The following is a 14,924-nucleotide window of genomic DNA, read 5'->3' on the forward strand; positions in this document are numbered from 1 at the left end:
AGTTTCGCTATTTGCAACTAGAACTCAGCCGTCGCTGTTCGCTCGTCCATTGGAGCTACGATTTGCTTCCAGAAACGCTTGTATGACTCTCGCACCCTCAAGTGTAAAGTTTTATATCTGGATTCAACACTTCTGCTAGAAGGCTTTGTCACTGATATTACTGAGCATAAAGAATTGCAACTCTCCCTACAAGCATCAGAGGCAAAATTTGAACGAATTCTGAATAATACGATCGCCGCTATTACCAGTTTTACAGTTTTTGATACCTATGATTGGGAATATGAATATTGGTCAGTTGGCTGTGAGGCGCTGTTTGGTTATAGCAGAGCAGAACTAATGGCCGATAAAAAACTCTGGCTGTCGCGTGTATTTCTCGATGATTGTCAAACGATTGTGATGCCATTATTCGAAGTCTTTTTTGCAGAGAAGAGTACGGTTGTTCAGTATCGTTTTTATCATAAAGATGGTTCTTTGCGGTGGATATCCAGTCACTATACCTCCCAACGCCATGATGAGCATAGTTGGTTAGTAACAGCCATTCATCAAGAACTTAGCGATCGCCAACCTATCGCTCATATCACTGAAAAACACGATCCGGAAGTTCTGTCTTATCAGAGGCAAGGTCGGGAGCGTGTAGATAGCCGCGTTAGTGAAATTGTCCACGATCTCAATAATGCGTTCACGCCGATTCTGGCTGTTTCCAAACTCTTGCGTTTGCAACACCCTAACCTGAAGGCATCCTCTCTCGAAATGCTACAACTGATTGAGAACAGCGCTAAACAAGGAGCCAGTCTGGTTCAGGAAATTCTGGCCTTTACACGGGAAACACAGGCGCAGGTAGATTTGCCGCCGATCGCGGCAGGACTCTCACCCAGTCCTAACCCACGGCTTAGCCCACCGCCAGCGCAGGGTCAAGGGGTATTGATTGTAGATGATGACTCGGATGTGCAGATGACGACCCAAGCCTTGTTGGAACATTATCAATATTCCGTACTCGTTGCTGACAATGCCTGGGATGCGATCGCTCTTTACACCCAACAGCAGTTGCTCGTTGGGCTAATCATTCTCGATATCAAGATGCCGGATATGGATGGTATCACCTTGATCAAAAAGCTGAAGGCCATCAATACCAACGCCGAGATCATTGCGATCAGTGGACTGGCAGCAAACCGCGAACCCGCCTTAGCCGCAGGGGCCAAGGTCTTTTTAACCAAACCCTATACCCTCGATCAACTCTTAGAAGTTGTCCAATCCCTTTTGCCTGTCTAGGGGTAAGCTCTCAGTCCCAAGATTACCAAAGGGCCGCTATGCTACTGTGCTCACTTGGGCGATCAGGGTGCGGTGACGGGGGCTGTTAAACGTGACGGTGGGGGGGTGGAAACCCGCTGCTACGATCGCGGCCTCCAGATCCAGACTGAAATACTCATCCAGATAGGGTTCTGTACTTTTCAGCAGCGTAAACACATAGGGCGGCAGACTCGCAAATGTCTCCGATCGCGGATTCATATCCATAATCGCCAGATGGCCCCCCGGACGCAGCAACCGACGCGCTTCCTGAAGAATGGCGATCGCGGCTTGGGTTGGTAGCTCGTGGAAGACCAGACAGGCCGAGACTAAATCATAGGACGCAGCGGGTAGCCCCGTGGCCTCAGCGGCGGCATGAACCCAGGTAAGGGGACGCGGGCAGTGCTGGTTTTGGTGGTGGGCGATCGCCAGGAAATAGGGCGACAGATCCACCCCGGTTAGATCCGCATCCGGGTAAGTTTCCTGAAGGGCTAAGGTACTCATCCCGACCCCACAACCGAGATCCACGATCGTGGCTGGAGACGTCGGAATCTGGGCTGTGAGGACCTGGTGATAACTTTGGCGCAAACGGCTATCCCCCGCTGCCCCTGCCTCTGGCCAAATGCGAGCATGGACCGCACGGGCCGCCACTTCCACCTCCATTGCTGGTTGCCAGCCCATATTGCCCTCCTCGTAGGCATGGAACGAGGTCAGGTAATAGTCGGGATAGGTGAGCTTTGGGTTTTGCACTGCTGCCAACGCCGCTGTCCAGGTCTCATCCCCCAGTGCTTGCAATTGCTGCACGTGTTGCCGCCAGGGCACCCCAATCTGCTCGGCCCGTTTCACCATCATGGTCCGGGCCTGGTGTTTGGCCAACTGGGCGATCGGCTTAATCGCTAGGACCGTATTGATCAGGGCTGTGGTGAGGCTGGCAGGGGCGGAAGTGACAGCAGACATAGGAATGGGGTAGGGTTGGGAGGTAAAGCATTACTCTGAGCCAGCATAGGCTACGCGCTGATCGGGGGTCAAGATAACGCCAATGGTCACCTCGCAGATTCTATCGATTCCACCACTGGAAAACGGCGATCGCTTATCCCGTGCAGAGTTCGAGCGTCGCTATCAGGCCGCGCCGAATATCAAAAAAGCGGAATTGGTGGAGGGGGTTGTTTATATGGCCTCGCCGCTACGCATCAAAAGTCATAGCGAACCCCACAGCGAACTGATTGGTTGGCTCTGGAACTACAAAACAGCAACGCCCGGTGTGATCTTGGGAATTGAACCGACCGTTCGTCTCGATCCAGACAATGAACCCCAACCTGACGCTGTTTTGTTTGTCCCTGGTCGGCAGGCCACCATTAGCCCCGATGATTATATTGAAGGTGCACCGGAACTGATTGTGGAAATAGCCGCCAGTAGTGCTGCGATCGATCTGCATGATAAAAAGCGGGCCTACCGCCGCAACGGGGTACAGGAATATATTGTTTGGCGGACTCTAGAGGGTCAATTAGATTGGTTTGTGCTTGCGGCAGATGAATATGTAGCCCAAGTGCCAGATGATCAGGGCATCCTACGCAGCCGAGTCTTTCCAGGGTTGTGGTTAGGGGTATTTGCCTTATTAGCTGGCGACTCGGCAAGTGTGCTCTCTGTCCTTCAGCAAGGCTTGAATTCCCCTGAGCATCAAGCATTTGTGGCCTCAAACCACCGTGTTGGGGAGCAAGTGCCTTAAAATCAGAGCCTCAGCCGATCGCAAAATTGACGTGGGATAGTCGTCTCGGCTGTCTGGGTGGCAGGCAGGATGCTGACCCCACCCGTTTTTTTCGTTCGCGTTGCGCAACCCAGAAGAATCTACTGAGCCTATCCCTAGCCCCTAACGTTTAGCTCACCATGTCGTCAATGTCCCCCGTTCCCGCTGACGCGATCGTTCCTCCCCTGATTCCCCAAACGATCGCCCAACTCGCCCAATGCAGCCGTTGCACCTGTCAAACCCACTGGCATTACCAAGTCACACCACCGGGGAGCATGGCCCCACTGGCAGCCCCCGGTATCCCTGACGGATGGGAAAGCTGGCCGATCGCGTCCCTGAATGACAAGGGTCATCTCGCATGGCCCAAAGGGCAACAGGAGTGTTGGTTTGTCCAGAAAATACTCATTCCCAATCATCTGAATAGATACCCGATTGCAGGTTTAACGCTACGACTGGCACTGCACTGGTGGGCGGCAGTGGCCGAGGTGTGGGTTGATGGAGAATTGCGGCAGGTTGGGGATTTATTTGACTGTAAAACCCGTGTATTGCTCAGTGAGGCGATCGCACCAGGCATGACGTTTTTGGTTGCTATTCGGCTCGTGAGTCCGGGACATGATCCGGGAGCCTTGGTAGCTTCGGCGTTCGTTGTCGAAAATCTAGATCCAGATACGCCTGAGCCGGGGTTTGTGGCGGATGAGTTAGCAGTGATCACCCAATATCTTGAGACCTTTATTCCAGCATTACTGCCCACCTTTACCACCTATTTAACGCCGATCGCTGAGAAATTATCTGTGTTGGCTAATCAAGCAGTGGCCGAGCAAGCAGTAGCCGATCGCGCCGATTTTGACCTTACCCTTGCCCGCCTACGCCAACAGTTGCAAACTTGGGCAATTCAGCCAGAACAAACGTTATCCACTTGGCTCAAACAACGCCAGATTAGTCTGTTAGGTCATGCCCATTTAGATCTCGCCTGGTTATGGCCGATCGCGGAAACCTGGGAAGCCGCCGAACGCACCTTTACTTCGGTGCTGAATTTACAAGCCGACTTTCCCGAACTGATCTTTGGCCACTCTAGTCCTGCCTTATATGCGTGGCTGGAAACCCATCGTCCCGAACTCTTTAGCCAGATCCAATCCCAGGTAAAAACGGGTCGTTGGGAAATTGTAGCGGGTCTATGGGTCGAGCCGGATTTTAACCTGATTCAGGGGGAATCCCTGGTGCGACAAGTCCTCTATGGGCAACGGTATATTCAGGAAAAATTGGGTGTTTTCAATCGGATTGCCTGGTTATCCGATAGCTTTGGGTTTTGCTGGCAACTACCCCAGATTCTCCAACAAGCCGGGATTGATTACTTTGTGACTCAAAAATTACGCTGGAACGATACGACCCAACCCAGCAACGATCTGTTTTGGTGGCAGGCCCCCGATGGCAGCCAGGTATTGAGCCTCATGTCCGCCCCGATCGGTGAAGATATTTCCCCTGTCAAAATGGCGACCTATGCCTGCGAGTGGGAACAAAAAACTGGAGAGTTAACCGCCCTCTGGCTACCCGGTGTTGGTGATCATGGCGGGGGACCTACCCGCGACATGTTGGAAGTGGCCCGTCGTTGGCAGCGATCGCCTTTTTTCCCGGAACTATGCTTTCAAACGGTCCTGGAATTTCTCGATCAGTTCAAAATTCAAAATTCAAAACTCAATGTTCACAATTCTGAGCTTTACCTAGAATTCCATCGCGGCTGTTATACGACCCACGCGGATCAAAAAGCATGGAATCGTTGTTGTGAAAACCTTCTCTACGAAGCAGAATTGTTTGCCTCGCTAACCCAAATGATGGCGGCACAAGCAGGGGAAGATATTACAAATCCTATGGCGACGACGCAAGCCCAATTAACCACAGCTTGGCAGCAGGTTTTATTTAACCAGTTCCATGATATTTTGCCCGGTACTGCCATTCCAGAGGTGTATGTCGAGGCTAATCGCGGTTGGCAGGCAGCAGAACAAACAGCCCAGACGATCCTCGATCAGGCGTTAGCGGCAATCAGCGATCGCATTACCATTCCTGAACCCCCTGTGACCGGGGCCATTCCCCTCGTTGTGTTTAACAGTTTGAATTGGGCGCGATCGCAGGTTGTTACTGTCACTGTACCCGATGCGAATTCCCAGTGGCAAATTTACGATTTAGCCGGTCAACCCCTTCTCACTCAGCCGATGACAGCCGAAACCAGCACCGATCCATCTCAAATTGCTTTCCTAACGCCCGAAATCCCTGGCGTTGGCTATCACCTTTTTTGGCTCGCCCAACAGCCCGCATCCCCTAAATCAAAAAATCTAAAATCTAAAAATCTAAAATCTAAAATCCCACCCGTTCAACGAACCGGGGCCTACACCCTCGAAAACGCCTACCTGCGGGTAACCGTTGATCCGGCGACGGGCAATCTCAGCAGTGTATGGGATAAGCAAGCCCAGCGGGAGGTTTTGCAATCACCGGGAAATCAACTGCAATTCTTTGCAGATACGGGTCAATATTGGGATGCTTGGAACATCGATCCCAACTATGCTCAACATCCTTTACCAGCCCCGGAACTGAAGGTTTTGCAATGGCTGGACATGGGTCCCATCATCGCTCGGTTACGGATCATTCGCCAATTTGGTCAATCTACGTTTTGGCAGGATTATATTCTTGAAGCCGAGAGTCCCCTGCTCAAAATCAAAACAACAGTCAATTGGCAAGAACGCCACACTCTGGTAAAGGCCGCATTTCCCGTTAACATTGAAGCCGATGTTGCGACCTATGAAATTGCCTGTGGCGCGATCGAACGTCCCCTGCGTTCCACCCAACCTGCCGATCGGGCTAAATGGGAAGTGCCTGCTTTACGTTGGGCTGACTTAACGAACACGCTTAAGGCGCAAAATTCCCAGGATAATCCGCCAATTTATGGCGTGAGTTTGCTCAACGATTGCAAGTATGGCTATGATGCCCAACCCGATCGGTTACGGCTGACCCTACTGCGGGGGGCAACTTGGCCCGATCCAGAGGCCGATTGCGGTCAACACCAATTTACCTATGCCCTCTATCCCCATCTGGGCAATTGGCAAACCGCCCATACCGTCCGGCAGGGTTACGCATTGAATGTACCGCTACGTGCTCGCTTGCTGATACCGACAACAGAACAGCGTGCCAGTGCGACCTTATCTCCGATCGGAACACTTCTCTCCATTCCAGCAGAAAATCTGGTCTTGATGGCTTTAAAACCGGCTGAGGATCAGGCCCAACACTGGGTGCTGCGCTGCTATGAGTGTCACGGTCAAGCGGCTGAGTTCAGGTTGGTCTCCGATTTAGCCCTAACGGTAGAAACACCTGTCGATTTGCTGGAGCGATCGTCCATAGGTGTGCCTAGCGGCTCATCTCCCTTAGTCATCCCCCCCTGGAAAATCATGAGTTTCCAAGTTGGGCCATGCCTATTGGATGAGCCTCGCGTTTGACACATCCCTATAGCCAGAGTATTCAGCCTCGCGATCGTGAGGGGGTGGCAAAGAGCGATCGTGTCTTCCGGGTTTTTAGTATCTAGAGATCTAGGAGAGACACTGCACAAATCTGGGTTTGGCTGGGTAAGCTAAAGATTGGCGTTTAGAGAGCTAATTGCATGACCGCAACTCCCACCAAACCTACCTATGAAGTTAAAGACCTCGCCCTGGCCGCCAAAGGCCAGCAGCGGATTGAATGGGCCGGACGGGAAATGCCCGTACTGCGCCAAATTCGCGATCGCTTCGCCCAAGAAAAGCCCTTCGCGGGAGTGCGGCTTGTCGCCTGCTGCCATGTCACCACCGAAACAGCCCATCTCGCGATCGCCCTCAAAGCCGGGGGAGCCGACGCCATCCTGATCGCCAGTAACCCCCTTTCCACCCAGGATGATGTCGCCGCTAGCCTCGTCAGTGATCACGGGATTCCCGTCTTTGCCATCAAGGGCGAAGATAACGAGACCTACCACCGCCACGTCCAAATTGCCCTTGACCACCGTCCTAACATTATTATTGACGACGGTAGTGATGTCGTCGCCACCCTTGTCAAACAGCGGCCCCACCAGATCGCAGACCTGATCGGCACCACGGAAGAAACCACCACGGGGATTGTCCGCCTCCGGGCAATGTTTAACGACGGGGTCCTCTCCTTCCCAGCAATGAATGTCAACGATGCCGACACCAAACATTTCTTTGATAACCGCTATGGCACCGGTCAATCAACCCTAGATGGCATTATCCGGGCCACCAATATTCTGCTAGCAGGCAAAACGATCGTCGTTGTTGGCTATGGCTGGTGTGGCAAAGGGACAGCCCTGCGGGCACGGGGTCTCGGTGGCAATGTCATTGTGACCGAAGTGAATCCGGTGCGGGCGATCGAAGCAGTGATGGATGGCTTCCGGGTCATGCCGATGGCCGAAGCGGCTCCCCTGGGGGATCTGTTCATCACGGTAACCGGCAACAAACACGTGATTCGGGAAGAACACTTCCTGGTCATGAAAGATGGCGCGATCGTGTGTAATTCCGGCCACTTCGATATTGAGATTGACCTGGAAGCCCTCAGCCGCCAAGCTACAGCCATCCGCGAAGTACGCAACTTCACCCAAGAATATCGGCTGTCCAATGGCAAATCCGTCGTTGTGCTGGGGGAAGGTCGTCTGATCAATCTGGCCGCTGCCGAAGGCCACCCCAGTGCCGTGATGGACATGAGTTTTGCTAATCAGGCCCTAGCCTGTGAGTATTTGGTGAAAAATCAGGGCAAGCTCGAACCTGGTCTGCATTCAATTCCCACCGAAGTTGATCAGGAAATTGCGCGGCTAAAATTGCAGGCGATGGGTGTTGGGATTGACCAGCTAACCGCAGCCCAGGTGGAGTACCTCAATTCCTGGACGAGCGGCACCTAGAGCAGCGCATGGTTGAATGATGCAGCGTTTAATATGCAACGTTTGTAGTGTTGGCTCTAGCCCGCAACGACTCAAGTCGTGACTACCAACATTGCGAGACTTGGCGTTGACTGTATAGGTCATGCCTCCTGCTCCCGGAACAACTGGGTCGTAGCCTCTACCTCCCTATCTGCGACCTCTCCAGTGACAGCCAAGTCTCCCTGGCCGCGCCCCTTGCGGTCTGGATGGGGTAGGCATCTTGCCTGCCCTGACGTTTAGCTTTTGCACCTGTGCCCAGCTTCAGTAGCAAGGGCACCTCGAAACATAGACATTTTGCGCTCACAAGCAACGTAATCTCGTCGGTTAGGGCAGTTGAACTGCCCCGATCCCAAATTAATCGAGGTGCTCACAAGATATTAGCCTGGGGTATTTTAGTGTTATGCCAACAGAACCTGCCCTCCAGCCGCTCGATGAGCATAATCAAATGCTCATGTCCCAGGTGCGCCCACCGGATTGGGTGAATCCCCAACCGACTGCCTGCTATGACCTGGTGGTGATTGGGGCAGGAACGGCTGGCCTAGTCGTCGCAGCGGGTACGGCAGGAATGGGCCTCGGTTTAAGAGTGGCCCTGGTTGAAAAAAGTTTGCTGGGAGGCGATTGTCTGAATGTTGGTTGTGTACCCTCCAAGTGTGTGATTCGTTCCGCCCGTGCCGTTGCGGCTCTGCGGGATGTCGCTCCTTACGGGATTCAGCCACCCGACGCGATCGCCATTGATTTTCCGGCGGTGATGCAACGTATGCGGCGAATTCGCGCTGGGATTAGCCATCATGATTCAGTGGAACGGTTTCGGCAATTGGGCATCGATGTATTTTTAGGATCGGCTCAGTTTGTTAATGGCAATACGATTGCAGTGAACGATCGTCACCTGTGCTTTAAAAAAGCAGTGATTGCCACTGGTGCCCGTGCCACGCGTCCGACAGTACCGGGACTAGCCGAAGCGGGCTATTTGACTAATGAAACCGTCTTTTCGCTGACGCATTGCCCCCCGCGACTTGCGGTGATGGGCGGAGGCCCGATCGGGTGTGAATTAGCCCAAACGTTTCAGCGCCTAGGGAGTCAGGTCACGTTGTTACATAAGCATAGCCATTTGCTCGATCGCGAAGATGCTGATGCAGCTGCGATTATTCAGGATCGCTTCCGTCAGGAAAATATCAACCTTGTCCTTGATGGCAGATTAGAAAAAGTTGAAGTCGTCCCGACAGGTAAGGTCATCACCTACCAACAGGATGGGATGCTAAAAATTGTTTTGGTTGATGAGATCTTAGTAAGCGTAGGACGCACGCCAAATGTGGAGGGTTTAAATTTAGAGGCAGTTGGCGTTGAATACGATAGCCGTGGCGGGGTCACGGTCAATGATTATTTGCAAACCACAAATCCGCGTATTTTTGCAGCGGGGGACATTTGCATGAATTGGAAATTCACCCATGCGGCAGACGCGGCAGCACGAATTGTGATTAAAAATGCCTTATTTGCTCCGTTTGGGTTGGGACGCAGTCGGCTAAGTACATTAGTGATGCCCTGGGTGACCTATACGGACCCAGAAATTGCCCATGTGGGCCTCTATGAATCGGAAGCTCAGACGCAAGGATTAAATACAAATATTATTAAGATCCCCCTAAGCAGTGTCGATCGTGCGGTTACCGATGGTGAAACCGAGGGCTTTATCAAAATCTTGCATAAACAGGGATCGGATCAAATTCTGGGAGCAACGATCGTGGCCCGCCATGCGGGAGAAATGATTAGTGAAATTACACTCGCGATCGTGACGAAGCAGGGACTCAATGCCCTAGCCAGTGTGATTCATCCCTATCCCACCCAAGCAGAGATGATTAAAAAGGCGGCAGATACCTATCGTCGGACATTGTTGACCCCTCGCACCCAATCCTTCTTAAAATTGTTATCAAAACTCAGTTAAGGGCTTAGAGGCGGATGACAACCTTTCTCGGTCTGACGAAGTACATCCAAACCTTATCAACCAGATACTCAAGTACCTTGCCTACCGCCGTTCCCTCTCTCATGAAGTACGGTCAAGCCTAGCGAACAAGGGGCTTAAGCCCCTTGGCTGTACCTCACCAAGTATGGAAGTACTGTATCTCTCATTGGATATAAAAGTGCTGTATCAGGGCTAGCTATCGGTTGAGCCTGGATACGGAACCGGATAGCATTAAATGTAATCATACGGAGGCAAAAGCGTGACCTATTTCAGCGGTATGCAGCTTCTCTGGTTGCTGGCAGTTTCCACGCTAATGCCAGCAGGAGGGGAGGTCTCTAGGTTGAACCTCCAAGGATGGCTGCACGAAGCCTTGCAGTGGGTAGAAGGATTGGGCGTCGAGGGTGGTTTCATTTTTATTGCCCTTTATATTGGGGCCACGGTGGCTTTTTGGCCAGGATCGATTTTAACGCTGGGCGCAGGTATTATTTTTGGCGTATTTTGGGGTTCGATTTATGTATTTATTGGGGCAACGATCGGCGCGATCGCGGCGTTTTTAGTGGGACGCTATCTGGCACGGGGCTGGGTTAGCCAAAGGATCGCCAGTCAGCCAAAATTTGCCGCAATCGATCAGGCCGTTGCGAGAGAAGGCTTCAAAATTGTCCTCTTGACCCGCCTTTCGCCCGTCTTCCCCTTTAATCTGTTGAATTATGCCTTTGGTATTACGGGCGTGAGCTTGAGGGATTATGCCCTGGGTTCGATCGGGATGATACCGGGTACGGTGATGTATGTCTATCTAGGTTCATTGGCCGGGGATCTGGCCATGCTGGGGACAGCAGAACCACCGACCAATGCGACGGTACAGTGGGTGATTCGCATTATCGGGTTTCTGGCCACGCTGGCGGTCACCGTCTATGTCACCCGCCTTGCCCGTCGGGCGTTAGCCGCTGAATTGAAAGAGCTTCAGCCCTAGGCAGGGGGCAATGGTTCCAGCCGTTTCTGATGCGGGCAGGGAATGGCCATACCTGGCAATACCTGTGCCAATTGGGCACCCAGCGTCTGCAAGTCCTGATTTTTCGGTAAGGTGTTAACTGTAGAACCACGTTTACCCACACTGTTAATCACGATCGCATGGATACCAAAGCCTTCAAGCGTGCGCTCCAGCACTCCGACAACTACCACCGCAAGGGATTTGGCCACGCTACCGAAGTGGCAGGTGTCATGGAGCAAGAGTACCAGAGCAATCTAATCCAGGAAATTCGCGATCACCACTATCAGTTGCAGCGGGGCAACGTCACCATTCGGCTGGCCGAAGCCTTTGGATTCTGCTGGGGAGTCGAGCGGGCAGTAGCAATGGCCTATGAAACCCGGCAGCATTTTCCCCAGGAACGGATTTGGATTACAAACGAAATTATCCATAACCCCTCCGTGAACCAACGCCTGCGGGAAATGCAAGTCGATTTTATCCCCGTCAACAATGGTCAGAAAGATTTCACCGGGATTGCAGCAGGGGATGTGGTAATTCTGCCGGCCTTTGGTGCCAGTGTTCAGGAAATGCAGTTACTTAATGACAAAAACTGCACGATCGTCGATACCACCTGCCCCTGGGTCTCGAAGGTCTGGAACACCGTCGAAAAGCACAAAAAGGTTGATTACACCTCGATTATTCACGGCAAATACAACCACGAAGAAACGATCGCCACCAGTTCCTTTGCCGGTAAATATTTGATTGTCCTGAATCTAGACCAAGCCCGCTATGTCTGCGACTACATCCTCAAGGGCGGCGATCGGACCGAGTTCATGGCCAAATTTGGGCGAGCTTGTTCGGCAGAATTTGACCCCGATCGCGACCTAGAACGGGTAGGCATTGCCAACCAAACCACCATGCTCAAGAGCGAAACCGAGCAAATTGGCAAACTGTTTGAGCATACGATGCTGCAAAAATATGGTCCCCTAGACCTCAATCAACACTTTCTCAGCTTCAACACCATCTGCGATGCTACCCAAGAACGCCAGGATGCCATGCTAACCCTGGTGGAAGCCCCCCTGGACTTGATGGTCGTCATTGGCGGCTTCAACTCCTCGAATACAACCCACTTACAGGAAATCGCCATCGATCGCCAGATTCCCTCCTACCACATCGACAGCGCCGATCGCATCGGTCCCGGCAACCGGGTAGAACACAAACCCCTCGGTCAAGATCTCGTAGTACACGATCCTTGGCTGCCAGCAGGGCCGATTACCGTAGGCGTTACCTCCGGTGCCTCCACCCCCGATAAGGTGGTTGAACAGGTGATTGAGAAAATTTTTGCCCTGAGTACCGACCTCGCCGCCCCAGCTTCAGCCCTCACGCGTTAGGGATTCTAGGGATAGTGGCTCACCACTGGCCGTGGGGGCATACTGCACCACCTGATTGCGGCCCTGGTGCTTCGCTTGATAGAGTGCCCGATCGGCCCCCGATACCAAAAGATTGGGGGGGCGATCACTATTGGGGACAAACCCAAACACACCCAAACTCAGGGTGACATAGGCATTCACCGCCGAGTCTAGATGTTCAACCTGGAGCTTGGCTAACTCCTCGCGAATGGCCTCCGCCACCCGCTTGGCCCCCGCTGGTGGGGTACCCGGCAGGAGGACCGCAAACTCTTCTCCACCATAGCGGGCTACTAAATCCGTGGTCCGACGCGCGGCCTGCTGTAAAGCGTGGGCCACCTGTTGTAAACAACGATCGCCCGCCGGGTGGCCGTAGGTATCGTTATATGCCTTGAAGTAATCCACGTCGCAGAGGATTAAGGACAAAAATCCCTGTTCGCGCAGCATCCGTTGCCATTCGTAGGTCAGACGCTCCTCAAAACAGCGACGGTTGGCAATCCCAGTTAGCTCATCGAGAATTGAAATACGCTGTAATTCTTCATTGGCTTCGCGCAGAGCCAGTTCAATTTGCTTGCGCTGCTCAATTTCCAGCCGTAATTCCTGGGTGCGCTCCTCCACCTTTTGCTCCAGGGTTTGGGCATAGTCTTCTAGTTGCTGGTAGGAGAGCTTGAGATTCGCCCATAGCACCCAGCCAATACTCACGATCGCAGCACTGCCCACGGCCAATAAGGGCATAAAGGTTGGCACCCACCAACCCAACAAAAACAGGAGATAGGCTGCGAGCAAGAGACCACCACTCCAGCCCAGGAGGCCGAGGAGGACCCACCAACGATAACTCAGAAAATGCACCCCCAAGGCCGCCCCCCCAGCGGCCCACACCCAAACCCACAGCCATTCCAGCCACTCTGGCCAAGTTTGCAGCAACGATCGGCCATCTAGGGCGGCGCTAATCAATTGACTGGTGAGGTGGGCATGGATTTCGATCCCCGTATGGGCACTCAGATCATCCGTACTGAAGGAACTATAGAAAGAATCCCCCAAGCTAGGCGCTTTCGGGCCGATCAGGACAATGCGATCGTAGAAAAGGGTATCCGGCACCCGCCCCGACAGGACATCGAACATACTCACCGTCTTAAAGGGACAATCCCGTCCGCCCTCCTGGCAAGCTGGCCCTCGCAGATTCAGCAGGATTTGGTAACCCCGATCGTCCGCTCCCCAATACCCCCCATCATGCCCCAAAAACTGCTGGATCACCGCCTGCCCTAGGCGTACCCGCTGCCGAGGTGGGCCTCCTAGTCCGCCCCCCGCTAGGGGGACTGGGGTGACCCCTTCCCCCTCCAGGTAACGCAACGCCAACACCAACGCCAAACTTTCCCGAAGTACCCCATGCATATCGGTCGCCGTCAATAAGCCCCGCCGAATCTTAGCATCCGTATCAATGACAAAATCCGAAATACCCACCTGGGTCTGGGGTGCCAGGGCTGGGGGGTGCCTAACATTACTACCTAGAATTTTCTGAATTCCAATCAGGTGAGGGGTTGTCTGAAAGATGTGTACCAGTTCTGCGTAGCCCGGTTCAACCGGCAAGTCACGATAGAGATCCAACCCAATCACCCGTGGCTGGGCACTGCGGATTCGTTCGAGTAGCTGGGCTAATATCTGATCCGACATGGGCCATTGCTGGAGTTGGGCAATATCGCTTTCCGAAATCCCCACAATCACAATGCGCGGATCGGGACCTTCCCGTGGCCGCCAGCGAAATGCCTGGTCAAGCAGTACCCATTCCAGAAGTTGAAAAACGCCCGTAAAACTCAGCAGGACGATCGCGCCTGTCACACCCGAAGCAATCAGCAGGGGCAACCGCCAAGGGCGAAGATTGGGTAAGCGTGCGTGTAGCCCCACCATCGAGCAACCATGAGGAATCGTAAACTAACTGAAAACGAATATACCCATCCGGGTCACGAGAACGGTGATGCCAATCCCCGCCGCTAGGCCCAGCCAGGGGTTGAAGGCCACCCCTCTGGCACCCCTAACCCCTATGCTCAAAATTATTAACCAATGGCTAGCACAATCCCCCCTATTCTAGCGATTCACCGATCGCGATCGTGGCTCAGGGATACACCTGGGATTTAGGAACACCTTTAGGAAATTGGTTAGGCAATCGGTTTAATAAGGATGCCAGTCCCATTGAAAACGGCAGCTCCCAAAAACGATACTCCAACTGTTCGTCCAGACCCATCCGGGTTGGCGAGCACCGGTAGCCGTCAAAACCCCCGTCCCTAGAGCTTGCCAAGGACGGCGAAAGCGGGCGATCGCCGCACTGCTTGGCGTTGCCCTTACCGCTTGGCGGTGCTCAGATCAACGGCTTCGAGTTCGGAGGGGCGGAAGGTGACCAAGTGATCCCAGTTGCCCCCCTCAAACAGGACAGCAACCTTACCGTTACTAATCCGCTGCACCAAGCCCTGAAAACCGTAGTAAATGTCATCAATGTTAGTCACGCGCACGGTGGAACCGGGAAGAATCATCGCTGGCGATCCGTTCACTACACTTTACCCTTACTAGCCTAGCGGTTCTTGACCACGATGCACCGGCAGGACACATTCGGGTTGATCGTGCCCTGAGCCGTACCGGTG

10 protein-coding genes and 1 pseudogene are annotated in these 14,924 nt (G+C 53.2%); 7 read left to right on the top strand and 4 right to left on the bottom strand.

Translation table 11 applies throughout. The features are described 5' to 3' along the window. The first annotated feature begins 78 nt into the window (after window positions 1-78). Entirely contained in the window at window positions 79-1,269 is a 1,191-nt protein-coding gene (locus ACWIUF_RS15765) for a response regulator (protein ID WP_448573475.1), read from the top strand. Between the two features lie 36 nt (window positions 1,270-1,305). Here ACWIUF_RS15765 and ACWIUF_RS15770 read toward each other — a convergent pair whose 3' ends face one another. After that, window positions 1,306-2,241: a class I SAM-dependent methyltransferase gene (locus ACWIUF_RS15770; RefSeq protein ID WP_448573476.1), complete on the bottom strand. Its 936-nt coding sequence runs from the start codon at window positions 2,239-2,241 to the stop codon at window positions 1,306-1,308. 82 nt (window positions 2,242-2,323) lie between these two features. Between ACWIUF_RS15770 and ACWIUF_RS15775 the strand changes: the two genes are divergently transcribed. The 5 genes from ACWIUF_RS15775 (at window position 2,324) to ACWIUF_RS15795 (ending at window position 10,891) form a co-directional block, all read left to right on the top strand. Beyond that, a complete protein-coding gene (locus ACWIUF_RS15775) occupies window positions 2,324-3,010 on the top strand; it encodes a Uma2 family endonuclease (RefSeq protein ID WP_448573477.1) in 687 nt (228 codons plus the stop codon). Between the two features lie 167 nt (window positions 3,011-3,177). Beyond that, window positions 3,178-6,510 carry an alpha-mannosidase gene (locus ACWIUF_RS15780; protein ID WP_448573478.1) on the top strand — a complete coding sequence of 1,111 codons (3,333 nt, stop codon included), beginning with the start codon at window positions 3,178-3,180 and terminating at the stop codon, window positions 6,508-6,510. 161 nt (window positions 6,511-6,671) lie between these two features. Next, on the top strand, window positions 6,672-7,949 hold the full coding sequence (gene ahcY / locus ACWIUF_RS15785) for an adenosylhomocysteinase (protein WP_448573479.1): 1,278 nt from the start codon (window positions 6,672-6,674) through the stop codon (window positions 7,947-7,949). 418 nt (window positions 7,950-8,367) lie between these two features. Then, the gene (locus ACWIUF_RS15790; RefSeq protein ID WP_448573480.1) at window positions 8,368-9,903 is read left to right on the top strand and encodes a mercuric reductase; all 1,536 of its coding nucleotides are present in this window, start codon (window positions 8,368-8,370) and stop codon (window positions 9,901-9,903) included. A 358-nt stretch (window positions 9,904-10,261) separates the two neighbouring features. Further along, complete coding sequence (locus tag ACWIUF_RS15795; protein WP_448573481.1) at window positions 10,262-10,891, top strand: TVP38/TMEM64 family protein; 630 nt, start codon at window positions 10,262-10,264, stop codon at window positions 10,889-10,891. On the opposite strand, the gene ACWIUF_RS15800 is transcribed toward ACWIUF_RS15795, so the two are convergent. Further along, complete coding sequence (locus tag ACWIUF_RS15800; RefSeq protein WP_448573503.1) at window positions 10,888-11,118, bottom strand: hypothetical protein; 231 nt, start codon at window positions 11,116-11,118, stop codon at window positions 10,888-10,890. The two genes, ACWIUF_RS15795 and ACWIUF_RS15800, sit on opposite strands and share 4 nt — an antisense overlap. Here ACWIUF_RS15800 and ACWIUF_RS15805 point away from each other — a divergent pair. After that, window positions 11,050-12,276 carry a 4-hydroxy-3-methylbut-2-enyl diphosphate reductase gene (locus ACWIUF_RS15805; RefSeq protein WP_448573482.1) on the top strand — a complete coding sequence of 409 codons (1,227 nt, stop codon included), beginning with the start codon at window positions 11,050-11,052 and terminating at the stop codon, window positions 12,274-12,276. The genes ACWIUF_RS15800 and ACWIUF_RS15805 overlap by 69 nt on opposite strands. Here ACWIUF_RS15805 and ACWIUF_RS15810 read toward each other — a convergent pair. Both ACWIUF_RS15810 and ACWIUF_RS15815 read right to left on the bottom strand, forming a co-directional pair. Further along, window positions 12,259-14,196, bottom strand: coding sequence for a CHASE2 domain-containing protein (locus ACWIUF_RS15810; protein ID WP_448573483.1), 1,938 nt, complete (start codon window positions 14,194-14,196; stop codon window positions 12,259-12,261). The two genes, ACWIUF_RS15805 and ACWIUF_RS15810, sit on opposite strands and share 18 nt — an antisense overlap. A 431-nt stretch (window positions 14,197-14,627) precedes the next feature. After that, window positions 14,628-14,813, bottom strand: a pseudogene (locus ACWIUF_RS15815) (NAD(P)H dehydrogenase subunit NdhS); the annotation flags it as partial. Window positions 14,814-14,924: the final 111 nt, after the last annotated feature.

This window comes from Trichothermofontia sp., from assembly GCF_053493415.1.

Coding starts and splice junctions, on each gene's coding strand:
- ahcY (WP_448573479.1), top strand. CDS start 6,672: ATGACCGCAACTCCCACCAAACCTACCTATGAAGTTAAAGACCTCGCC.
- ACWIUF_RS15805 (WP_448573482.1), top strand. CDS start 11,050: ATGGATACCAAAGCCTTCAAGCGTGCGCTCCAGCACTCCGACAACTAC.
- ACWIUF_RS15790 (WP_448573480.1), top strand. CDS start 8,368: ATGCCAACAGAACCTGCCCTCCAGCCGCTCGATGAGCATAATCAAATG.
- ACWIUF_RS15770 (WP_448573476.1), bottom strand. CDS start 2,241: ATGTCTGCTGTCACTTCCGCCCCTGCCAGCCTCACCACAGCCCTGATC.
- ACWIUF_RS15780 (WP_448573478.1), top strand. CDS start 3,178: ATGTCCCCCGTTCCCGCTGACGCGATCGTTCCTCCCCTGATTCCCCAA.
- ACWIUF_RS15775 (WP_448573477.1), top strand. CDS start 2,324: ATGGTCACCTCGCAGATTCTATCGATTCCACCACTGGAAAACGGCGAT.
- ACWIUF_RS15810 (WP_448573483.1), bottom strand. CDS start 14,196: ATGGTGGGGCTACACGCACGCTTACCCAATCTTCGCCCTTGGCGGTTG.